This is a genomic window from Paenibacillus sp. CAU 1782, assembly GCF_054551715.1.
In genome coordinates, this window is record NZ_JBTOLL010000023.1 from 55,686 (window position 1) to 77,107 (window position 21,422).

Below are 21,422 nucleotides of genomic sequence, written 5' to 3' on the forward strand. Positions count from 1 at the left end.
ATTATTGTGGGGTCATCCTGCATTCTCGTTGTTTTATGCCCTTTTTAAGTATAAGAAGAGACTGTTTACGGAATATCAACTGCATTTTTAGGAATTATTAAGATCGCCGCAAAAAAATAGACCCTCCTCCAGTCTCAAGACGGGGATGGCCTTATATGGCGTTTTTGCTTATGAGATATGCCGATGTTACACAAACCTCCGGCTTTTTCACTTCCGGTTGTACCGTTTGATCGCTTTCCTCGGATAGCGAAGGCTCTCTATGACCTTCCTCTATTATGCTGGGGAGCAATACGCTCAACGAAACAAAGCAGCTTAACAGCACGACGGATAACCTGTTTCTGGTCATCACTTGCTTCACCTCTAAATGAATTGATGATCACCACTATATCAAAACCCGCTAAACGGATTCTATACATTTTTGGAATATTTGTGAATCAAAAGGAGCGGTCTTTTACGGTCCTTAACGCACAAAAACACCCCTCAGGGTGTTTTTGCATAATGCTATTTGTTAGATCAGGTTTGAGCTTTATTGATTTCTATAAGCGGTTGACAACGTAGCCTTTTTGCTCCAGCAGCGTTACAAGGCCATCCTTGCCAGCCATGTGAAGCGCGCCTACAACAACAAAATACGTTTTTTGGTCTGTTCCTTTCAGGAAGCCGTCGATTTTGTCTACCATGGCGATATTGCGGTTTTTCAGCATGGCATTATAATACTCTTCGTTTCCTGACGAATCGTTTGCCATTTTGGACAAGGTGTCCAGATCCCCTGTAACCCACATCTCCGACAAGTTGTCAACGCCGTCCTCTTCGCTGTAGAAGTTATAGATAGTGCCTAGCAGATAACCCTCTTGCAGCTCTGGCGAAAAACCGTCGAACATTTCATATTGCAGCCGGTAGCTCTCCAGCTCCATAATCGGAATCTGGCGCTTCAGCGCCTTGTCCATAAAATAATTGTCGATGCCGAGCTCCGCTTCATATTCACTGCTCTCCGAGCCAAGACTGGAAAGGAGCAATGATGCAAACCATGGCTTGTATTTGTCCAGCGCATCCGGCTTAAGTTCCAGAGCGGTAAGCAGCTCGACAACCTCGGCATACGTTTCCGCAGAAACATGATTTTTGAGCGTCGTGCCGTCCCGATAAACGCCGAGCTCATCCAGTATCGCGCCAACATCGGCCTCTTCGTTGGTACCGTCTATTTCTACCGCCAAATAATCGGAGGCTTGGAAAGCTTCTTCTATAACATCGCGCAGCGGATACATGGCTTCGTTCGCAACGTGAATGGAGCCCAGCAAATAAACCGTGTTGCCGTTTTTCTCCACCTGCCACATAAATCCTTTGCTTTTGACTGCCGTATCAATGGCAACTGCATTAGTGGCTTTGTCCCAATCAATGGTTAAGCCAACTTCTTCAATAATAAAACGAATCGGTACATAAGAGACCTTTTTAACGATTTGAGGCGCTACGGCAAGCTCCTTGGGAGTACCGTTGACGTACGCCGTTTTGTGATCGATTTGAAGAGTAAGCGTTGTTTTTTTGCTGCTGGCCGTTATGACGCGGCTTTGTTCATTCCATCCCAGCTCAAAATCCAGCTGCTCCAGCAGCATTCTGACGGGCACCAGCGTTGTGCCTTCAATTTTGTATGGCTGTTGTTCGCCAAACTGAACCTGCTTGCCATCGATCCAGACGCTAAGCGGCGGAGTTGCGGCATTTGCGGCGGTTGCTGCGCAGAAGAGCAGGACTAGGGATAGAAATAAAGCGCTTAGCTTTTTCATGTTTCCACTCTCTCTCATAATTGGATAGACTCTCATATGTAAAATGAGCCAATGCCTTGTGGCATCAGCTCATTCTATCAAACTTTTACCAATAATAATAGAGAGAAAAACACGGTTATTAAGCATCAGGCTAAGGTTCCGCCCTGCTTTTTGCAGAATGAAATCATGTGATTGGCATCAGGAATAAGGCTCTCCTGTCCCTACTCCAGCCAAATCGTTTTTTCCAAAATATCGGTACGCTCCGCTTTCAGCGGTTTCATATCGGGATGGCCCAAATAAACAAATGCTACAATTTCCTCGTCGCTGCGCAGCTCAAAGGTTTCTTTCATCGCCTTATGAAACATTGGAGCGCCGGAGCGCCAAATCGCGCCAAGGCCCAGTCCATGCGCAGCAAGCAGCAAGTTTTGCACGGCCGCTTGAGCAGCAGCCAATTCTTCCGCCGCAACCGCTCTTGGATCATCGGCCGGCGAGCAGATAGCGGCAATGACGACGGGAGCACGGAACGCCTTTGCGATTTCTTTTTTCCGCTTTTCCGCAGTCTCTTCCGCAGTTAGTCCTGGCACATCGCTAAGCGCAACATTGGCGTAGCCTTCTCCCAGCTTGCTTCTGCCTTCCCCCGTCATGACGACAAAACGCCATGGCTGCGTATTATGATGGCTTGGCGCCCATCCGGCGGCTTGAAGCAGTTGAACGATGGAATCCCGCTCCACGGGTTCATCCTTAAATCTTCCTATGCTGCGGCGTTCCGCAATGGCTGTTAGTACATCCGGCAATGTTTGGCTCATCTATATTCGTTCCTCCTGGATTCCTGAAATTGAGGACAGTTTACCCCACTCCAGGACTACCAGTCAAGTCGCTTTAATCTCGAGATGGACATAGCCGCAAACGCAACAATAAAACCCGTGCTGCAAACCCAGAACAAAACATGGTGCAGGCCATTCAGCTGATCCTGGCTCAACACGCCCATGCCGATCGTAAGCAGCGAATACGGAAAAAACAAACCCAGCTTTGCAACGTAGAGACCGAGCCCGGCAAATACGGCACACAAGCAAATGCCGATGGGAGTAGCAAAACTGCGCATTTTCAATGAAAGCCCCAGTTGCAAAGCGCCGATAGCTAATGAAGCATACCAGCCCCTAATGATCCAGCCGATGGTTTCTGCAGGAAATGACCCATCCAAGGACAAAAGAGTGCCAGCCAGCCAATATAGCAAAGCAAACAATACTTGCGCAAACAAAATCAACATGCCAGCCACAAACCATTTGGCGAAAAAAACACCGGACGGCGATATCGGCGTGCTCATCGTCATATTCCAATTTCGGTTCCCATGCTCCAGCCTGGAAAGATACGAGCAACAAATCGCGATCAATATCGGCAGAAAGAACTCTCCATAAAATAAACTGACCTGAGTCCAAAGGCTGTACCAGCCATTTCCCAAGACGCTCTGGTTGGCATAAAAATTGGCGCAGCCGATCAACAGACTGACAACCGGGAGCACCCCAAGCAGGAGAACGATCCTGGAATGGCGCAGCTTGAGCCATTCAGCCGAAATGCTTCTTATCATTTTGTTCCCCTCCCTATATTTCCTGACGTGTCACGGTCAAGCTTCCCATGGCATAAAACAGGACAGCCATGATCAGAGCCGCAGCCGCAACGCCAAAGCCTGGATATTGAATCAAATAAGAACCGCTGTTTTCGCCGTACCGATAGGCTACTGGACTCAGATCCATATAGTAGGACCAAATCAACATTACTCTGAAGGCTGCGGGAAACAATCCGGCGGTCATTCCGGCAAAACCGCCGAGCATCCCGAGACATAGCGCAAAGGCTTGGTTTTTGATACCCAGCGAAATCCACTGCTGCAACGACGAAACGGCCAATCCCGTCAGCATGGATCCTCCGGCAAAACGCATCAGCAGCTCCAAGGGAAGCGAACCTTCAAATCCTTTCATTACTCCCAGCAATAGAATGAATAAGCATTGGATCAATGTGCCGAGCAGAAGCAAAACGGTGGCGCAGGCAAATTTTGCGCCGTACAGACGGCTTCGTTTAACGTTTGTCGAAAGGAGCATTTTCCATGTTGCCCCTTTATGCTCCATATCGCAAATGCGCGATATGATGATCGCCGTCAGGATGGGCATAAACAGCCCATTCATGGAGGAGATCGAAAAGATGGCAGCTTCCCATGCAGCTTGATCCGGATTTTTGGCAATGGCGCGGCTGACGGACAGAAATACCCAGAGCCATTCCACGGTCAGAAACATCAGCAGCATCAACCCGATTTTTTTGCGCCTTATTTTGAAAAATTCCAACCTCAATGCATTTATCACAAGCTGCGCTCCTTTCCCGTCAGCTCCAGGAACATCTCCTCCAGGCTACGTTTCCGCCTCTCGATCCTGGTTACGGGGATATGATGCTCCACCAGCATGCGGTTGAGGGCCGCAAGCTCCGAATCCTCCACATTGTCAAGCCTGAGACGGTTTCCTTGGGCAGTTGCGTCATATCCTCTCGCGTGCAGCAGCCTCCCCGCCTGGGTGTTGTCTCCGGTTTTCAAGGTCACATGGGAGCGGCTTTGCGCCTTAAGGCTATGCATACTCCCCTGATACAGCATCACGCCGTCGCTGATAATGCCTACCGAAGTTGCGACTTGTTCGATTTCGGTTAGCAAATGGCTCGACAGCAGAACGGTCATGCCGTATCGCTCCGGCAGCGACTTGATCAGTTCGCGGATTTCGCCAATGCCGGCAGGATCAAGACCGTTTGTTGGCTCATCCAGAATCAGCAGCTTGGGAAAGGACAGCAAAGCCATTGCTATGCCAAGCCGCTGCTTCATGCCGAGCGAATATTGATCGGCTTTTTTATGCTTGTGGTTTTCCAGACGCACAATTCGAAGCGCTTCTTCCACGTTTTGCATGGGCACGCCTCTAAGGCGCTGCATCACTTTCATATTTTCGAGACCGGTCAAATGCCCGTAATACGAAGGAGATTCAATCAGGGAGCCGGTGCGCTCCAGGATGGAGGTGCGGTGCTTGTCCAGGCTTTGCCCGAACAGGCTGATCCTTCCCTCGGAGGGCTTAACAAGCCCTAAAAGCATTTTTAGCGTCGTTGTTTTTCCCGCTCCATTGGGACCAAGAAAGCCGTAAATTTCTCCTTCAGTAACCTCAAGATCAACTTCCCGCACCCGCGACACGGCTCCATATCGTTTGGTCAACCGTTGTGTTTGTATGATGATTCCAGTACTCATGCCACTCAGCTCCAGTCCGTCATTTCGATTTGTCCACATTTTCTCTCACGCGGATTTCAATCTTGTTCCATGCTTCAACAGTAACCTTCACGCCTTTCCCCATCCTGAAGCGCACCTTACGCCTACCTTAAATCTCCTTCTTCAAAAACAGCCGGCCCAGAGATTCATGTATAATAAAATCGGGTGATTCAGCATGGATAATCTAAAAAATAAAAAGATATTGATCGTTGACGACGAACACGATATCAGAGTGATGATCGAACGTTTTTTGCGAAAAGAAGGCTTTTTCCGTATTTACACAGCCGGGGACTGCTCAGCGGCTCTCGCCGCAATAAGCGCAAACAAGCCTGATATCGCCATATTGGATGTCATGCTGCCGGACGGGGACGGCTTTTCGCTGCTTTCCTCCATACGAACATGTTCAAACCTGCCTGTCCTATTCCTGACCGCCAGGGGCGAGGACGAGGACCGATTGCTAGGCCTTGGACTGGGAGCGGACGATTACATCGTCAAGCCATTTCTTCCCCGGGAGCTGCTGCTCCGGCTAACCGCCATTCTCAAGCGGGTTTATGCATCGCCTGTCAACAACCGATTGTCCGCTTTTCGGCTTGGCATTTCCGTCGTTGATCTGGAGAGCGCCGTCGTGCGCAGGGAGCAGGGCGAACTGCCTCTTACAGCCAAAGAACATGCCATATTGACCAAACTGTATGAAAACAGGGACCGAATTGTTACGAGCGACGCCTTATGCCAAGCGGCTTGGGGAGATGACAGCTACGGCTATGAAAACTCCTTGATGGTCCATATAAGGCGCATTCGGGAGAAGGTGGAGCAAGACCCTTCCAGCCCGGTTCATCTTTTGACCGTCAGGGGTCTCGGCTATAAGCTGGTCATGAAGGAGAGTTATTAAGTGGGGAGCGTACTTGCTATCTTACGCCGTTTTGTCGCCTCTACCCTGCTAGTATCTGTCTGCCTGCTGGTTTTCAACTTCGTACTGCTGGGCACGCTGGTATTTAAGGAAATGAACCAAAGCCAGTCGCCCGAGGGCGTGCTAAAGCAAGTAGCTTCGGGGCTTGGCAAAAGCGAAAACGGCGGCTACGCCTTGGAAAACATCGCGGGCGAACTGCTTCGGGAAAACGAGGCATGGGCAATGCTGCTGGACGGAGACGGCAGCGTGATCTGGGAGTTCAGCTTGCCCGGTGAAATTCCGCGTTCTTATACGCTGGCGGACATCGCCAAGCTTTCGCGCTACTATTTGAAGGATTATCCCGTATACACCTGGGAAAAAGACGCAGGTCTTCTTGTAATGGGATATCCAAAGTGGAGCTACGGCAAATACCAGTTTCAATTTCTCTACGATTGGGGCCGCTCTTTGCCAATCCGGCTGACAATGCTGCTCCTGCTTAATATCGCCGTGGCGCTGCTTATTTCAATCGTAATCGGAATGAGAATGATGCGGGGGATTCGTCCGCTTGTGGAGGGTGTTCACCAGCTTGCGCGGGATGAAGAGGTCCAACTGAATGCAAAAGGCCTGTTCGGAGATTTGGCTGGCAGCATCAACTCCGCCTCCTCCATGCTCCAAAGCCGGACTGCTGCCCTGAAGGCGCGAGACGAGGCCCGGTCCAATTGGATTGCGGGAATTTCGCACGATATACGCACTCCGCTCTCCATGGTACTGGGGTATTCCAGCGATTTGGAGGAAAACAAAGACTTGCCCGAGGAGCAAAGAGAACAAGCCTCCATTATCCGGCGCCAGGGCGAAAAGCTGCGTTCCCTCGTAAGCGACTTGAATCTGGTATCCATGCTGGAATACGAGATGCAGCCCCTGCATCTGAAGCCGCTCAGGCTGGCTGCGCTGTCGAGACAGGCCGCTGCCGAACTGCTGAATAATCGGCTGGATGAGCGATATTCTCTTGAGTTGAATGTGGAGGATGAGGCCGTTCAAATTAGCGGGGATGAAAAACTGTTAAGCCGGGCGATGGGCAATTTGCTTCAGAACAGCGTGAGGCATAACCCGGAGGGATGCAGCATTACGGTGGAAACCTTCCTATCGGAGGACCGTACCCGATATGCCATCAGAGTTAGCGACAATGGCAAGGGAATACCGCAGGAACAGCTGAGAGATGTAATCGAGCTTCCTTATTCCTCCAAACGGAAAAAGCCCGCGCCGAATGGGCACGGGCTGGGACTGCCGATGGTAGCCAGAATCGCTTTAGCTCATCGCGGACAGCTGCAATTAAAGAGTGATCCTGATGAGGGCGGCATGAGCGCAACAATGTCATTTCCCGTTATTGGTCAACTGCGGAACGCAGACGCTGAATTAACCCGGAAAACGAGATAACCTCAATCGTGGCTTTCCGAGGATGAGTGTCTGCATAGGGAAAGGTATAGAAGGAACAAGCTGTGCTCGCAGCAGCTTGACATTTTCATTATGCTTGACCAGCCCGCATGGACCTTACGGTCAAATCTGTCCATTAGCCGCGTTTTTACGCAACCTTCAATTTGTAGCGGTCATTTTTGTCCATTAGAACCTAAAAATGAACATTTTCCGCTCCATTTAAGCTGCAAAGGACAGATTTGACCGTCAGAGGTGGCGCGGATGGCTGAAATGCACGCTAAGGACCATTTTTGTCCATTAAAATGTTGCGAACCTGCTGCCAACCTTTTATTCAAACAAATGCCGATACTCCCCGTAACCTTCGTCTTCCAGCTTCGCCTTGGGCACAAACCGCAGAGAAGCCGAATTGATACAGTAGCGCAAGCCGCCTTTGTCGCGGGGACCGTCGTCGAATACATGGCCCAAGTGGGAATCCGCTTCTTTGCTGCGCACCTCGACCCGCACCATAAAGTGGCTGGTGTCGGTATGCTCGATTATGGATGCTTTTTGCAGCGGCTTTGTAAAGCTCGGCCAGCCGCAGCCCGCGTCGTATTTGTCGCGGGAGCTGAACAGCGGCTCGCCCGAAACGATATCGACATAGATGCCTTCTTCCTCATGATCCCAGTATTCGCCAGTAAACGGGCGTTCCGTCGCATTATTTTGCGTAACCTCGTATTGGATGGGCGTCAGTCTTTTTTTGAGCTCGCCTTCATCCTTTGCCGTTGTCCAATGTTTGGCGATAAAGGCATCGCGCCCGGAGCCCTTGCGATACATTTTGTAACGGAACGGGTTGGTATGGTGATAACCCTGATGATAATCTTCAGCAGGATAAAAAGGTCCTGCCTCCGTAATTTCCGTTACGATAGGCTTATCGAAGCGGCCGCTCTTCTCCAGCTCTTCCTTCGACTTCTCCGCCAGTAAACGCTGTTCCTCGGTATAGTAAAAAATAGCGGTACGGTATGACTCGCCCCGATCATGGAACTGCCCGCCGCTGTCGGTAGGGTCAATCTGATGCCAGAAGATGTCCAGCAGCTTGCTGTATGGGAAGATATCGGGATTAAATGCGATTTGGACGACCTCCGCATGTCCCGTCGTTTCCGAGCATACCTCTTCGTAAGTCGGGTTTTCGGTATGTCCGCCGGAATAACCGGACTGAATGCCGATGATGCCCGGCATTTCTTCAAACGGAGACACCATGCACCAGAAACAGCCTCCTGCAAACATAGCTAGCTCTTTTTTGGATGTTTCCTGATTATCCATTTCGTATCTCCACCTTTCGTAGACAGCCGGCCTAATAATCCGGCTTTTCTTTATTATACCGAAGAAAAGCTTGATGTAAAAACGGTGCTGAAAGGTGACGCTCTTTAAATAAATTAGGCTGTATTTCGATTCAATGCTTGCGTTTATTCGAGGTTAGTGGATTATATAGCGCATCATTGCGTCACTCATTTACTTTTATATTTTTACATATATATAATATAATATTAGAATTTGATTAATTGATAGGAGGACTTGCTAGACAGAACTACGAAATATAGAATTAAAGTTTAGGAGGTTTATAACAACTTTGAAGGAGATAAATTCAGTATGGGTAAAAGGTTCTGGGAATTTTATTTGGTTCGATACTTACTAGGCACAATATTTGGAATTGTAATTTTGTTTTATTTTGTTATTAATTACAATGAGGAATTGAGTAAGTCCTTTTTATTTAAAAATATAAATCATGACTTCAATGTTTCAGATGAAGATACATTGAGAGCTAATATTTATAGCATGTTATTTGAAACTACCTTTAGTTTAGGGAAGGAGGATGTCAATCAAATAGTGGAATCTTTTGGTGGCAATACTGTATTCAATACTGATTTAAATTCAGAAGTTACATTCAAACAAACTGGTTTAACTGTCTTGGCTGCCATTATATTAGGGGTAAGTGGATTTTTATATATGTATTTTTCAAGCATGGCAATTTTAGTATTGCACGGTATTAGATATATAATCTATACATTCATAGAAAACATTAATAGTCACCAAATATATAACAAAAATGAAAAGAGATTAATTAATTTCTACATAAATTTGCGTATTGGAATCAGTATAATTGCACTCTTATTCTTGCTTCTAATTATTTTTATCTTATTTAAAGCTCTTATTGCAGGTTCATTAGGACAAAATCTCGATTATAAACTTATGGCACCAGGTAAGCATGTACTATTTCTCATGATATTCATTCTATATGTTGGTTTTATGTTCAAAAATTTCCACAAAATAAAGGACTTCTATATAAAACTAGCTAAATATAGATCTGAATATCATTATAGCTTAAACCAAAAAAGAAAAACTCGTTTTAGAAAAGTTAATTTTCAAACCTTACATCCTGGGTGCTTGGTACATATCTAGAAGTCAAAATTGTTCAAGAATACCAAACAGTTAATCCCAGAAACACTGAAAATGTTGAACAAGACCCCAATAAAGCATATAGTAAAATATAGCTTCGTCCTAACAATCCATCACAAATAGGGACATCTCGCCGCCGCATACCATGCGAAGCGAGATGTCCCTTACCTATTTTTTAACTGCTTGTTTTAGTTGTTGCCTTCCATTAACAAGTCGGTAATAATGTCCAGCTGCTTGTCTACCGCAACGGGATCGCTGGGAAGGAACTCATTGAAATCAATGGAATAAACCTTTCCATTTTGGCCTGCCGGCGTGCTTTGAATAAGCTTTTCCACTTTCTTCAATTCCTCTTCAGCACCTTCATTCACGGCCAGGAACAGCCGGTCCCCGATGAATTCCGGAATTACTTCGGAGGATATTTCCCACGTTTCTCCGTTAATGACGTCGGACTCTACTTTTGCCGTAGGCTTTAAGCCCAGATATTTGTAGACGATGTTTCCGCCCATATTGGTATCGCCATAAATAAATATAGCGCCTGAACGCACATTCAGAATGGAGAAGGTTTCATCGGCTCCGACATACGGGCTGATTTTCTCTTTGTATTCCGCAATTTTTGCCGCAAATCCCTCATTCCATTGCCGCGCTTCCTCTTGCTTGCCAAGGATATCGCCGAACATTTCCACATCCTTGATCGGGTCATTGTTCTGTTCGACAACGATTGTTGGCGCGATTTGGCTCAACGCTTCGTATCCGCCTTCCGTAGCTTCGGCAAATGGCGCGGTTGTAACGATCAAGTCCGGCTCCAATGCCAGAATCTTCTCCAGATCCGGCGGCACGCCAACATCCGTTATATCAGAGATATCGCTTAGAAACGGATTCTGCAAAATAAAGGTTGTTGCGCCAACCGGCTTTACGCCAAGCGCCATCAGTTCTCCCAGGTGAAAAAGGCTGACCACGCGCTGAGGCTTCGCAGGGATTTCAGTTTGGCCTTTCAGATGCTCGTACATGCGCGTTTCCCCCGCTCCGTTATCCGCAGCTGCTGTTGCCGTAGCGCTGGCTTCCGGCTGCACCGTAGCGGCTGCTGTTGGGCTGCTTGACGGTGTGGGCGAAGCTGCCTGGCACGCGCTCAGAAGCAACGCTGTGCATAAAAGCATCATCGCCCCAAACGCCGGTCTTGAAAATCTAAACATCGATGTTTCCCCTTCCTCATCCAATTGATAATAACTCTCGTTCTCATTATGGTGAAGGGACCATGGGGTTACAATAGATGATTTTGACAATCGCAATGGATTATACTGAACAACCCGCCGATTTTCCTCGCGATACTGTAGCGGCGAAAGTCCGGTATGCTTCTTGAACAAGCGGCTGAAATAATAAACATCGCCGTAGCCGACGCTGCCCGCAATTTCCTGAATGCGGGCCTCCGAGTCCAACAGCAGCTGCCTGGCTTTAAAGACGCGCACATGAATCACATAATCGATCGGACTGATTCCGATTTGATTTTTGAACAGGCGGGACAAATAGCTGGCGCTGCAATTCTGAAGTCCGGCCAATTCCTCTGCCGTAATGGCCTGCTTGTAATGCTCGTTAATGTATCGGATGGTTTCGGATACAATATTGGGCTTGCCCTTTTCCAATGTGGCTGTCCGGATCTGCCGCAACACCTCGTACACAAACGGGAGAAACGCGGACTGCGCCTGCAATCGGTCCAGCGGGGCGCCCTGCCGCCACAGACGGTCCATGCTTTGGCACATCTCCTGCAGAGACAACGAAGTATAAGGAGTAAATGCATACGGCGCATGAAAGCTGTCCTGATCCGGCGGCGAAGCAGTAACGGCTTCAAACTGAATGAAATAGCAGGAAAACGTACTGGAAAGCGGCACAATGTCCAGTTCGCTTCCCCTCCCTCCATACAAAACATGGGGAGAACGGGCCGGGTAAACTCTTCCCGACAAGCTTACATTTCCCTCGCCCTGAGTCGTAACCACGAAAAAGCCGGAATGCGAGCTATAGCGTCCGGAAAACGTTCCAAGCTCCGCGCGATAATGGGTGATATCCAGCAGCCGGACGGCTGCCTTGCTCCATTGTTCAATGTGGACCTCCCAATCCAAATGTTCTCCCCCTTCCCAAAATATCTCTCCTAAAGCCGCTGCTGAATTCGAGGAAATACCGTAAGCGCCGTCCGGTAGAAAACATCCTCATGATACGCTTCGGGAATCAATTCCCTTACAAATTGCAAATAAGGCTCTACGGGAGCTAACGGCCAGTCGGTGCCAAACAGCATTTTTTCATAATTGTCGCAATAAACGAGCGCATGGCGCAGATGAGAAAAGAATAACGGCGAGTCTTTGAGACGCGCGCATTCGGCGGCATCGCCCACCATCAGTCCGGACAGATCGGCAAACACGTTGCGGTTTTTGTATACAATCTCCGCTCCATCGAGCACCCATGGGTCGCCGAGATGCGCCATCATGAAATTGACCTCGCGGTGGGTCACCGCTACCTCGTCGATCGCCATCGGATGGGAATATTTGAGCAGCCCGCGTTCCGAATAAGTGTCTCCCGTATGGAACACAACGGGAACGTCATATCGCTTTGCCAGCTCGTACACCGGTTGATAGACAGCGTCGTAAGCGTAGAACGGATAGTAGCCCAAATAAATTTTGATTCCCACGGCCTCCGGCAGCTGCAGCGATTTCTCCAGGCGGTCAAGTCCAGCATTATCCAGCGTTAGCGGGTTTACGCCCGGACAATAAACAATGGATTTGGGGTAGGATGACACCATGTCCAGGCCCATAGGCGTTGGGGCAGCGCGGTCGGGGAAACCCTCCCCGGCGGTTTCCGTCACTCCCATGCCGATTCCCAGAACAATGCCTTGAGCTTCATATTCCCGCAGCAGCCCCTCTACCGAATAATCGACAAAAGAACGTTCCTCCGCTGTTTGTTTAAACGAATTGATATGTGACAAATGCATATGGGCATCAATTATTTTCATTCTTCGGCTCCATTTCTGTTAGGCCTTCCGCCCATCGTTGATACCTTGCGTCAAAAGGAAAGAGAGTTGTGCGCAATGCTCCAAGTCCCTCTTCCGGCAGTAGCTTGTCATTAAACACACCCCCGTATATTGCCGGATATCTGTCATTATAGCAAGCACTGGCGCTCCCGGCAGCATCAAATAAAAACTGTCCATCATTACGCCCTTCAGCTTGCCGTGCTCGCGAATATGCTGGCGGACGGCGATGTCCCTACTGGAAATTATAACCTGCCTTTTCGCGGCATGGAAGGTCCCGGACAAGCGCAACCTTTTGCGCCTTTAAGCGTCTTTACAATATAGCGATATGACTGTTCGTTCATCAAACTGCGAGCACGAATCAATTCCATAAGAGGTGAATGAATTAAAAATGAGTGATTTAGGCGTTGAACCGGCAATGACCGGAAGACAGGCGTCCAGCTCCCGCAAAAAACGGGGAACGGCCGCCTTTATTGTGTTTGCAGGCATTTGGCTGCTGCTGATCGGCGGCGGCATTTACGGAGCCAAGCTGTACACCGACAATATGAGGCTGACCATAACGCATGATATCGAACGGCAAACCTCGCTTCAGGTGGAAGCCATGCAGAAAGCCTATGATGAAAGGCTCAACCAGCTTGAAGCGACCTATACAAGCGATATTGCCGATCTGCAGGGAAAGGTTGACGCGCTGAACGAGCTGCTCACCTTTACGAAGGACAATGCGGACGACAAAACCGATAACAGCAACAAGCTGTACACTCAATTAAACGAGGTCAAAAAACAGCTTGCCGAGCTGAAGAAAAATTTGGATGTGCTTAAATGATGAATCCGGTCAAGCTGCTAAACCGTACCGCGCTGTTTGCGATTACGCCATTATTGGGCATTATAATCTGGCTATTGTCCTCCAATATTGCTATTACACTCTCTAGCGGCGATATCGTCATGCCGGAAATGAGGCAATCCTCCCAATCCTCCACTTCGCTGGAGCAATTGGCGACCGGCCTGGACCAGGCTCAGGAAACAGCCGCCTATACCGGGGAATCGCTCCGAAAGCAGGTCGAGCTCTACGACAAAACAAATGCCGAGATGACGGAGATCAGCAAGCTGGCAGCCGCCCAGGCAGGACGTCCGTTGGCGATTTACGACGCCAAAATTACGGCGCGGCTGGGAAAGGCCAGCCAGACGATATCATCGGACAAGCTGCGTGCCCAGTTGTTTTATTTGCAGAACGAACAGTTTAGAAGCTATGCAGTCAAAATCCAGCTCAAAAGCCCCGATGCCATGGACATGGTTTTGGGAGGATCGGAGCTGGGACAATCCATGACTACCCTGGAAGCCGTCAAAAAACACGGCGCGGCCGTTGGCGTCAACGCAGGCGGGTTTGCAGACAGCAAAGGGAGCCGTTATCCGCTTAGCACCACGATGGTGAATGGTGAATATGTAACCGGCTTTCAGCCGACGTATCTCGACCTGTTTTTTGTCGGCCTTAGCGAAAGCGGCAAGCTGGTCGGCGGCAAATTCGATACGCAGGAGCAACTGGATGCCAAAAAACCGAAGTTCGGGGCAACCTTTGTGCCGGTGCTGTTAAAGGGAGGCTCCAAACAGGAGATCCCCGCCAAATGGCAGAATAGTCCTAAACGCGCGCCTCGCACCGTAATCGCCAACTACAAGGACAATCAGATTCTTTTGCTGGTGACGGACGGCTATAATGAAGCCGGCAGCTCCGGAGCAAGTCTGACGGAGCTGCAAAACCTGCTTCAGTCCTACGGCGTCATCGACGCGTACAATCTCGACGGCGGCGGTTCCTCCTCGCTTGTCTTTAACGGCAAGCTGATCAACAAACCGTCGGATGGCTCCTTGCGCAAACTCCCCACCCACTTTTTGTTCTACAAATAGCGGGCGGGGAGTTCTTCTCTCTATTTTTGCAGCGAAAGCTTCAAGGTTACAATGCTGCTGTTGTATTGGCTTCCGGTCCATTCCGCATAAGCCAGCTCCTTGCCCGACGGGCTCCAGGAGGTAGAGGCTTGCCCGACATCAACCGCAATTGGAGTGGATTCGCCGGTCAACATGTCGTATACATATAAGGTGCTGGCAGCCGTTGCGTTGCCGTCGGCCTTTTGACTGTAGGCGATCATTCGTTGGTCCGGCGACCACGAAACTCCTCCCAGCTCCGCTCCTTCCGCAATGCGTTTGGGGTTGCTTCCGTCCAGGCCGCAAAGGATCAATGAGCTTTTGGAGCCGTTATACTGCAGCACAAGCAACTGCTTGCCATCCGGGGAAGGATAAACGCCATACACATTTTCCAGGCCTAGGCTCGTTTTTGCCCCCGTGGCGAGGTCCATCACTTTCAACGTTCCGTCGGCGTTTGTGTTGTAATAGATGCTGTCGCCGATTCCTTTTGCGATTACAAGAAGCTCCCCCTCCATTCCCGGCACCGTACCGATATCTCCGGATACGGTCGCCCTGTAGGCTCCTCCGCTGTACGCCGCGCCAATCACCGTACCGTCGGTGCCCCATCCCGCGCTCATCGCTCCGCCGATTGAACCGCCCGTTAATGGGGTTGTGTCCAACGTATCCATATCCATCATATAAAAAACGGGATCGCCCAGGTTATACGCCTGATACACCAAATGTTTTTTGTCCGGCGATAACCCCGCGCCGCTTAGAAACACTTCCTTTTGCTCCTTCAGCAGCTCGAACTGGCGCGTGCCGATATGATACAAATAGAGGCTTCTGGGATAAGAATCCGCAAGCTCTGCCAGACTCATTTTGTCCAGCGATTTATTTTCCATGGATACAATGACGGTTTCGTTATCCAGCCATCCCGAAATCTCCACGTTTTCATGACTCTGAATGCCCTCAACCGAAATATCCAGATCCCCCGTCTCCGTCGCGGGTTCCTCCACAACCGTAATCGTTCTTCCCGGCTCCTGTATGACCACCCGGCCTCCGTCATTGCCTTTTGCGCAAGCCGTCATGCTCATGACCAGAACCGGCACTACCGCCATGCTCAACCATTTTGTTTTGTTCATGTTCTTCGCCTCCTTGATCCTAAAGGTATCAAGAATATGTTCCAAAAAAACAACGGTTTGTTTCAAAAATGTAAACAAAAGCGTCGCGGCTGTAAACCATGGCTAAGGTGCCGATTCGTTGTACGCGGGCAGCGTGATTCGAAAGACGGTACCGCCGGAGCCTGTTTGGACCAGCTCGACATTGCCTCCTTGCGCTTCGGCATGCTGCCTGGCCAATGACAGCCCCAAGCCCGCTCCTCCGTTTTCGCGCGCCCGGTTTTTGTCCACCGTATAAAACGGTTCAAACACTTTATCCGCCAGCTCCTCCGGAATGCCGATCCCCGAATCCGACACCTCTATCCAAACGATGCCGTCCAGCCCGCCGTTTCTTACGGAGATGAGGCCGCCCGGTTTGTTGTATTTGATCGCATTGTCCAGCAAATTGACCAGGACGAGAGTAAGGCTGTCCCGATCGGCCCAAGCATGCATTTCGCTAAGCTCGGTGTTCAGCGTTAACCCAAACTTGCTGATTTTGCCCTGCAAGCCGTCCAATACCGCCAAAACCGCTCCCCGGACATCAACCTTCTCTCTGCTGAACTCAAACGCATATTTTTCAAGCGCGGATAGCTGAAGCACCTTTTCCACCATTTCATAAAGCCGCCCGGTTTCGCCGCCGATTGTATCTTTTGCCGTTTCCAGCAGCTTGTTATCGTCAGGATACATGTCCAGCAGATCAAGATACGCTTTGATCGAGGTTAGCGGCGTTTTGAACTCATGGGTTACATTTCCGATAAATTGCTTTTGCCGCTGGTCCAGCATGGACAACTTCTCGACGGCCAGCGTCAGCTTCCTCCGCTCCTCCTCCATCGCCCGCAGCGTATCGCTGATCGTGATGCTCATGGCATGAATGCCCTCGCTCAGCTCGCCGATTTCATCCCTTCTTTTCAGCACCTCGTTATCGAAGCTGCCCTCGCGAATCTGGTTAACGGTTCTCTTTAGCCTGATAATGCTGTTGGCAAAGGAATCAAAGTAAAAATACGCCAATATAAAGCTGAAAACAAACACGCCCGAGCCAATGTAGACGAATAATTGCTTAATTCCGTTGTAAAATGCCGTATTTTCAGCAAGGGAGTAATTGAATTGAACGACACCGATTTGTTCGCCTCCCACTCTGAGAGGAGCCATATAATACAAGGTATCCTTCTCTACCAGAAACGCCGTTTTGTTGTTCAGCGCAAACCGGAGCGTGCTGGTTATGCCTTCGGAGAAGGGAGATGCGGTATTGCGATTTAAAGCGGTGCCGCCGTTGTCATATAAAACAACCGATTGCCCGCTGATCAGCTCCAGCTGCGCCGCAAACTCCCGCCCTTTTTGGGATAGAAAAGTTTGGGGCACCTTATGATCCTCTGACAATAACATCTGCTTAAAATAGATATTTGCGGTTTGGGCTTGTTGGGCAAACAGCACCTCGTATTGGTCCTGCTGGTTCTTTTTGATCCCCTCCAGCACCAGCGCGCTTATGATAACGACGGTGAGGAGCAGCAATACAGCCAAAAAAATGCTGAACTTGATTTTGATGCTGATTCTCACGTTAGCCCCCCATTCCCATCCCCTTATAGCCGATGCCATGTACGGTTTGGAGATTGTCGCTGAACGACGGCCCCAGCTTTTTTCGGATCCGCTGCACATGAATGTCCACGGTACGTGTTCCGCCAAGGTAATCCATGCCCCAGACCAAATCCAGCAACTGCTCTCGCGTATAGACCCGTCCCGGACTGGAAGCCAGGAGCGCAAGCAGATCGAACTCCTTTGGCGTCATATCCAGGGTAGCTCCGCCCGCCACAGCCGTTCGTTTGTCCAGCCGCAGCTCAATGCCGCCAAGCGTAATAACGGTGTCCTCCGTTTTTTCGCCAGCGGCCTGTATTCTTCTCAGCAGCGATTTCAGCCGGGCAAGCAGCTCCCGCATATCAAAAGGTTTCGTCATGTAATCATCCGCGCCAAGCTCAAGTCCCAGCACCTTGTTGACGATATCCTCTTTGGCCGTAAGCATGATTACGCCGATATTCCCTTTGCTTTGCAGGCGCTTCAGTATTTCATAACCGTCCATGCCGGGGAGCATAACGTCCAAAATAATGGCGTCGGGACGGAACTCCTGCAGTCTCTGAAGCGCCTCTCCTCCATGATAGACGGTTTCGACGTCGTATCCTTCGCGTTTGAGCGCATACGCAATAGCGTCGGCGATTGTTTTTTCGTCTTCGACAATCATCACTTTTTCGTTCATAAGCCCGCCCGTCCGCTTTCCTTGATTTTCAAACCGACCGCAGCCCTCAACAGTTTAAAGTCCCGCTCCGATTCAAGCAGCAGTTCCTCCGCATCGCGATGCGAAATCAGCTCAAAACGCAGCTTGGCGCCCGGCATCAGCTGGGCGAATACGGGGATATCGACTGTTGCGACAGACAGGATGCGGGCATACCCGCCTGTTGTTTGCCGATCCGCCAGCAGCACGATTGGTTTGCCGCCGGAAGGCAGCTGAACCGTTCCCGCCGTTACCGCTTCGGACAACAGCTCTTGGCGGCTGTCCAGCTCCAGGCTTTCGCCCTCCAGCCGGCAGCCCATTCTGTCGGATTGCACATCTACCCGGAAGACACTGTCTGTCAGCAGGCGCCGGGACTCCTGCTTGAGCATCCCAAAATGGGAGCCCTCCATGGCCCGCACGACGGTAATATCCCGGCTTACTGCGGCAAAATGTCCCGCATGCCAGGTTGTTGCAAGCCCGCCGGAATGAAGCTGGGCCTGAAGCCTGGCTCCTGGAGAACCCACCGGCAGAGGCAGCGCTTCAAGTCGGTCGCCCTCCATCAGCGCCCTGCCCTGAAACCCGCCAACCCCCGCCCTTGCATACGTGCTTCGGCTATCCATGACCAGCGGCACATCAATCCCCCCGGCAATGGCGACATAAGAACGGTAGCCCGAAATTCGCTTGCGAAAAACAAGGCGGCTGCCCGCGCGGAGCAGAAACGGACGCCACATCGGGCAAGCTTGCCCATCCAGATGGGGGTCCATGTCCCCTCCGCATATTGCCGCAACATAATCCCGCTCCGCTTGCAGCTCCGCCCCGGTCCAGGTCAACTCCAGCAGCGCCATATTTTCGTGATTCCCGACCAATATATTGGCAGCCCGCGCCGCGGCTGGATCCGCCGCGCCGCCAACAACAACGCCATGGCGCTGATACCCAAATCTGCCGGAATCCTGTACGGTAGCGAACAAGCCGGGCTTTATGACAAGTATGGACATAAACTTGCTCCTTTCAGACTGCATTCATTCCGTCTGCGCATCGATATAACGAAACTCTTCGCTGCCAATCGGCTTGAATCGGACAAGATCGCCGGCTTTAAGCAAGCTGGGCTGCGACGAGTCGGGGTGAAAAAGCTTAAGCGGCGTCATCCCGATCAGCTGCCAGCCGCCCGGGGAAGAGATTGGATAAACGCCGGTTTGTACGCCTCCTATGCCAACGCTGCCTGCCGGCACGCGCTGTCGCGGAACCGCCTTGCGAGGTACCGCAATTTCCTTTGGCATGCCGCCCAAATAGGGGAAGCCGGGAGCAAAACCGATCATGTGGACCAGATAGTCCGCACTGCTGTGAATGGCAATCATCTCGTCAACGCTAATGCCGGCATGGCGAGCGGCTTCCTCCAAATCCGGGCCATACTCACCGCCATAGAGTACGGGAATGACAATAACGTCTCTCTGCTCTGTTTCGGAATTCCCGAGCAAGCTTTCCCGGTCTGCCAGCGCCTCCCGCACCCTTGCCGCCAATGTATCAAATATGGAGGCGTGGCCTCTCTCCTCCGGGGTTCTGCTGCGATAAATCTTCCATGGATCATAATGCAGCGCCACCGATATGTAGGCAGGCACGTATTCGCTATAGCCAAGCCAGTCCCGACAGCTCTCCAGCCGGGCGACAAGGCGGCTTATGAGCGCTTGCGCGGAGTCGTGTTTGGCTGCTCCCATTGACTCTCGTATGGGAGCTTGTGTAGAGTCTTGGATTGAAGCTCGCATAGACGCTTGTATAGGAGCTTGCATAGACTTTTGTACCGGGGCTGACGCAGACCCTTGAATGGGAACGTGCGTAGACGTTTGTATTGGCTCTCGTATAGGACCTGATATTGGGGCTTGCGTAGGCGTATGCATGGGCGCCCCTTTCTTTAAGGACGTTTCTTCAAAGGATTGTCCAGCCATGCCCGCCTTTCTGATGGTCTCTATTGTAATTAACAAGGCGCTGTCGCCCAAGGGCTTGATACTCCATTCCTCCATAATCATGATGCCGCCCCTTTCCCTTCAGCTTATCGTTCTTACGCTAACGCGGCGAGGCTCCGCAGCCAACTAACTCCACCTTGTCTCGGCAGAGACTCCGCAAGTCGGCCAGCAACCTCTGATTAGCGCAGGTTGGACCACGCAAGTTAACCAGGCATTCCTTGTCGAGGCGAAGAGATTTCAAGCCCCAGACGCTCAAGCGCCGCGCGTAAGGCGGCGGCATGACGGCCAGCTCCCGGCGTATCGCCGTGAATACATACCGTGTCGGCTTGAAGGAGCAATGGGGTTCCTTGCCTTGTCATAACCTTTCCCTCCGTCACCAGACGATAAACTTGTGCCGCCACATCCTCGCTATGCTGCAGCACCGCATCTGGTTCACCTCGCGGCGTAAGCGATCCGTCCTCTTCATAGGAGCGATCGCCAAAAACTTCATGCATCGCTCGAAGTCCCAGCCGCTCCGCCGCGGCGATCAGCTGGCTTCCCGACAATCCGTACAGCATCAGGCCGCCGTCCGCTTTGTAGACGGCTTCCGCTATCGCATCCGCAAGCTCCCGGCTTTTTGCCGCCATATTGTAAAGCGCTCCATGGGGCTTCACATGGGACAAGCTAACGCCTTCTCCCGCCGCAATTGCCTGCAGGGCGCCGATCTGATAAAGCGTCATCTCATAGGCATCCGCCGGGTCGATCTCCATCCGCCTGCGGCCAAAACCCGACAGATCAGGCAAGCCGGGATGTGCGCCGATTGCAACTCCGTGCTCCGCTGCAAGACGGACGGTACGCCGCATCGTGCCAGGATCGCCGGCATGAAAGCCGCATGCAATGTTCGCCGATGTAATATGCTTTATAATCTCCGTGTCCTCGCCAATCGTATAGATCCCGTAGCCTTCTCCCATATCGCAGTTCAAATCAATCCGATACATATCCCCGCCGCCTTTCCTTGTCTTGCCGCGCCATCGTTTTTTTCTATTATAATACAGGCTGAACATCCGGCCTATCCTATCTCGGCCAATCCCCTAATTACGGTCATATCCGTCCATTAAAGTGCTTTTTTCGTAAAATCCAATTTGTAACGGTCATACGCGACCATTAAAACCCCAAAAATAGAGAATTCCCACAGTGGTCAAGCTTTAATGGACAGATATGACCGGCAGAATGCATTGAGAAGGCTGAAATGCCTTTTAACGCACTAGCCATGCGTAAAACCTAACATCGAAAATTGTGATCCTAAAAACACGGTAAATGGTATCTTTATCCTGTTCAAACAAAAAAAATTCTCCTAATGTGGAAGTGTGGCCATACGTTATCC

20 protein-coding genes are annotated in these 21,422 nt (G+C 50.6%); 5 read left to right on the forward strand and 15 right to left on the reverse strand.

The genetic code is table 11. The features are described from left to right. Positions 1-151: 151 nt before the first annotated feature. From ACX93W_RS25265 to ACX93W_RS25290, 6 genes are all read right to left on the reverse strand, one after another. Complete coding sequence (locus ACX93W_RS25265; protein WP_459395144.1) at positions 152-346, reverse strand: hypothetical protein; 195 nt, start codon at positions 344-346, stop codon at positions 152-154. Between the two features lie 190 nt (positions 347-536). Continuing rightward, positions 537-1,772 (reverse strand): TraB/GumN family protein, encoded by a 1,236-nt coding sequence (locus ACX93W_RS25270; protein ID WP_459395145.1) that lies wholly within the window; start codon positions 1,770-1,772, stop codon positions 537-539. Positions 1,773-1,972: 200 nt separating this feature from the next. Continuing rightward, positions 1,973-2,557, reverse strand: coding sequence for a nitroreductase family protein (locus tag ACX93W_RS25275; protein ID WP_459395146.1), 585 nt, complete (start codon positions 2,555-2,557; stop codon positions 1,973-1,975). A gap of 56 nt (positions 2,558-2,613) precedes the next feature. Further along, on the reverse strand, positions 2,614-3,336 hold the full coding sequence (locus ACX93W_RS25280; protein ID WP_459395147.1) for an ABC transporter permease: 723 nt from the start codon (positions 3,334-3,336) through the stop codon (positions 2,614-2,616). A 13-nt stretch (positions 3,337-3,349) separates the two neighbouring features. Next, complete coding sequence (locus ACX93W_RS25285) at positions 3,350-4,102, reverse strand: ABC transporter permease (protein WP_459395148.1); 753 nt, start codon at positions 4,100-4,102, stop codon at positions 3,350-3,352. After that, a complete protein-coding gene (locus tag ACX93W_RS25290; protein ID WP_459395149.1) occupies positions 4,099-5,016 on the reverse strand; it encodes an ABC transporter ATP-binding protein in 918 nt (305 codons plus the stop codon). Before ACX93W_RS25290 ends, ACX93W_RS25285 begins: the two co-directional genes overlap by 4 nt. 193 nt (positions 5,017-5,209) lie before the next feature. Here ACX93W_RS25290 and ACX93W_RS25295 point away from each other — a divergent pair, with 193 nt between their 5' ends. Both ACX93W_RS25295 and ACX93W_RS25300 read left to right on the forward strand, forming a co-directional pair. Then, the gene (locus ACX93W_RS25295) at positions 5,210-5,923 is read left to right on the forward strand and encodes a response regulator transcription factor (RefSeq protein WP_459395150.1); all 714 of its coding nucleotides are present in this window, start codon (positions 5,210-5,212) and stop codon (positions 5,921-5,923) included. Then, on the forward strand, positions 5,924-7,354 hold the full coding sequence (locus ACX93W_RS25300; protein WP_459395151.1) for a sensor histidine kinase: 1,431 nt from the start codon (positions 5,924-5,926) through the stop codon (positions 7,352-7,354). A 324-nt stretch (positions 7,355-7,678) separates the two neighbouring features. Here the strand turns inward: ACX93W_RS25300 and msrB are convergent, their stop codons facing one another. After that, the gene (msrB, locus tag ACX93W_RS25305; protein ID WP_459395152.1) at positions 7,679-8,650 is read right to left on the reverse strand and encodes a peptide-methionine (R)-S-oxide reductase MsrB; all 972 of its coding nucleotides are present in this window, start codon (positions 8,648-8,650) and stop codon (positions 7,679-7,681) included. A 327-nt stretch (positions 8,651-8,977) separates the two neighbouring features. Between msrB and ACX93W_RS25310 the strand changes: the two genes are divergently transcribed. Next, a complete protein-coding gene (locus ACX93W_RS25310) occupies positions 8,978-9,787 on the forward strand; it encodes a hypothetical protein (protein WP_459395153.1) in 810 nt (269 codons plus the stop codon). Positions 9,788-9,972: 185 nt separating this feature from the next. Here ACX93W_RS25310 and ACX93W_RS25315 read toward each other — a convergent pair whose 3' ends face one another. Together ACX93W_RS25315 and ACX93W_RS25320 are read right to left on the reverse strand one after the other, a co-directional pair. Further along, positions 9,973-11,895, reverse strand: coding sequence for an AraC family transcriptional regulator (locus tag ACX93W_RS25315; protein ID WP_459395154.1), 1,923 nt, complete (start codon positions 11,893-11,895; stop codon positions 9,973-9,975). A gap of 29 nt (positions 11,896-11,924) precedes the next feature. Beyond that, on the reverse strand, positions 11,925-12,779 hold the full coding sequence (locus ACX93W_RS25320) for an amidohydrolase family protein (protein ID WP_459395155.1): 855 nt from the start codon (positions 12,777-12,779) through the stop codon (positions 11,925-11,927). 406 nt (positions 12,780-13,185) lie between these two features. Between ACX93W_RS25320 and ACX93W_RS25325 the strand changes: the two genes are divergently transcribed. After that, on the forward strand, positions 13,186-13,617 hold the full coding sequence (locus ACX93W_RS25325; protein ID WP_459395156.1) for a hypothetical protein: 432 nt from the start codon (positions 13,186-13,188) through the stop codon (positions 13,615-13,617). Then, positions 13,614-14,690: a phosphodiester glycosidase family protein gene (locus ACX93W_RS25330; RefSeq protein WP_459395157.1), complete on the forward strand. Its 1,077-nt coding sequence runs from the start codon at positions 13,614-13,616 to the stop codon at positions 14,688-14,690. Before ACX93W_RS25325 ends, ACX93W_RS25330 begins: the two co-directional genes overlap by 4 nt. Positions 14,691-14,710: 20 nt before the next feature. On the opposite strand, the gene ACX93W_RS25335 is transcribed toward ACX93W_RS25330, so the two are convergent. The 6 genes from ACX93W_RS25335 to ACX93W_RS25360 form a co-directional block, all read right to left on the reverse strand. After that, entirely contained in the window at positions 14,711-15,826 is a 1,116-nt protein-coding gene (locus ACX93W_RS25335) for a TolB family protein (protein ID WP_459395158.1), read from the reverse strand. 102 nt (positions 15,827-15,928) lie between these two features. Further along, the gene (locus ACX93W_RS25340) at positions 15,929-17,395 is read right to left on the reverse strand and encodes a sensor histidine kinase (protein ID WP_459395159.1); all 1,467 of its coding nucleotides are present in this window, start codon (positions 17,393-17,395) and stop codon (positions 15,929-15,931) included. 1 nt (position 17,396) lies between these two features. Next, positions 17,397-18,086 carry a response regulator transcription factor gene (locus ACX93W_RS25345; protein ID WP_459395160.1) on the reverse strand — a complete coding sequence of 230 codons (690 nt, stop codon included), beginning with the start codon at positions 18,084-18,086 and terminating at the stop codon, positions 17,397-17,399. After that, entirely contained in the window at positions 18,083-19,096 is a 1,014-nt protein-coding gene (locus ACX93W_RS25350; protein WP_459395161.1) for a 5-oxoprolinase subunit C family protein, read from the reverse strand. Before ACX93W_RS25350 ends, ACX93W_RS25345 begins: the two co-directional genes overlap by 4 nt. A 24-nt stretch (positions 19,097-19,120) precedes the next feature. After that, complete coding sequence (pxpB, locus tag ACX93W_RS25355; RefSeq protein ID WP_459395162.1) at positions 19,121-19,813, reverse strand: 5-oxoprolinase subunit PxpB; 693 nt, start codon at positions 19,811-19,813, stop codon at positions 19,121-19,123. A 449-nt stretch (positions 19,814-20,262) separates the two neighbouring features. After that, the gene (locus tag ACX93W_RS25360; RefSeq protein WP_459395163.1) at positions 20,263-21,036 is read right to left on the reverse strand and encodes a 5-oxoprolinase subunit PxpA; all 774 of its coding nucleotides are present in this window, start codon (positions 21,034-21,036) and stop codon (positions 20,263-20,265) included. Positions 21,037-21,422 lie beyond the last annotated feature (386 nt).

Excerpts from the sequence above, each read along its gene's own strand:
- pxpB (WP_459395162.1), bottom strand. The coding sequence starts at position 19,813 with ATGGGAGCAGCCAAACACGACTCCGCGCAAGCGCTCATAAGCCGCCTT.
- ACX93W_RS25295 (WP_459395150.1), top strand. The coding sequence starts at position 5,210 with ATGGATAATCTAAAAAATAAAAAGATATTGATCGTTGACGACGAACAC.
- ACX93W_RS25350 (WP_459395161.1), bottom strand. The coding sequence starts at position 19,096 with ATGTCCATACTTGTCATAAAGCCCGGCTTGTTCGCTACCGTACAGGAT.
- ACX93W_RS25360 (WP_459395163.1), bottom strand. The coding sequence starts at position 21,036 with ATGTATCGGATTGATTTGAACTGCGATATGGGAGAAGGCTACGGGATC.
- ACX93W_RS25265 (WP_459395144.1), bottom strand. The coding sequence starts at position 346 with ATGACCAGAAACAGGTTATCCGTCGTGCTGTTAAGCTGCTTTGTTTCG.
- ACX93W_RS25290 (WP_459395149.1), bottom strand. The coding sequence starts at position 5,016 with ATGAGTACTGGAATCATCATACAAACACAACGGTTGACCAAACGATAT.
- ACX93W_RS25325 (WP_459395156.1), top strand. The coding sequence starts at position 13,186 with ATGAGTGATTTAGGCGTTGAACCGGCAATGACCGGAAGACAGGCGTCC.
- ACX93W_RS25330 (WP_459395157.1), top strand. The coding sequence starts at position 13,614 with ATGATGAATCCGGTCAAGCTGCTAAACCGTACCGCGCTGTTTGCGATT.
- ACX93W_RS25345 (WP_459395160.1), bottom strand. The coding sequence starts at position 18,086 with ATGAACGAAAAAGTGATGATTGTCGAAGACGAAAAAACAATCGCCGAC.
- ACX93W_RS25280 (WP_459395147.1), bottom strand. The coding sequence starts at position 3,336 with ATGATAAGAAGCATTTCGGCTGAATGGCTCAAGCTGCGCCATTCCAGG.
- ACX93W_RS25270 (WP_459395145.1), bottom strand. The coding sequence starts at position 1,772 with ATGAAAAAGCTAAGCGCTTTATTTCTATCCCTAGTCCTGCTCTTCTGC.
- ACX93W_RS25335 (WP_459395158.1), bottom strand. The coding sequence starts at position 15,826 with ATGAACAAAACAAAATGGTTGAGCATGGCGGTAGTGCCGGTTCTGGTC.
- ACX93W_RS25275 (WP_459395146.1), bottom strand. The coding sequence starts at position 2,557 with ATGAGCCAAACATTGCCGGATGTACTAACAGCCATTGCGGAACGCCGC.
- msrB (WP_459395152.1), bottom strand. The coding sequence starts at position 8,650 with ATGGATAATCAGGAAACATCCAAAAAAGAGCTAGCTATGTTTGCAGGA.
- ACX93W_RS25320 (WP_459395155.1), bottom strand. The coding sequence starts at position 12,779 with ATGAAAATAATTGATGCCCATATGCATTTGTCACATATCAATTCGTTT.
- ACX93W_RS25310 (WP_459395153.1), top strand. The coding sequence starts at position 8,978 with ATGGGTAAAAGGTTCTGGGAATTTTATTTGGTTCGATACTTACTAGGC.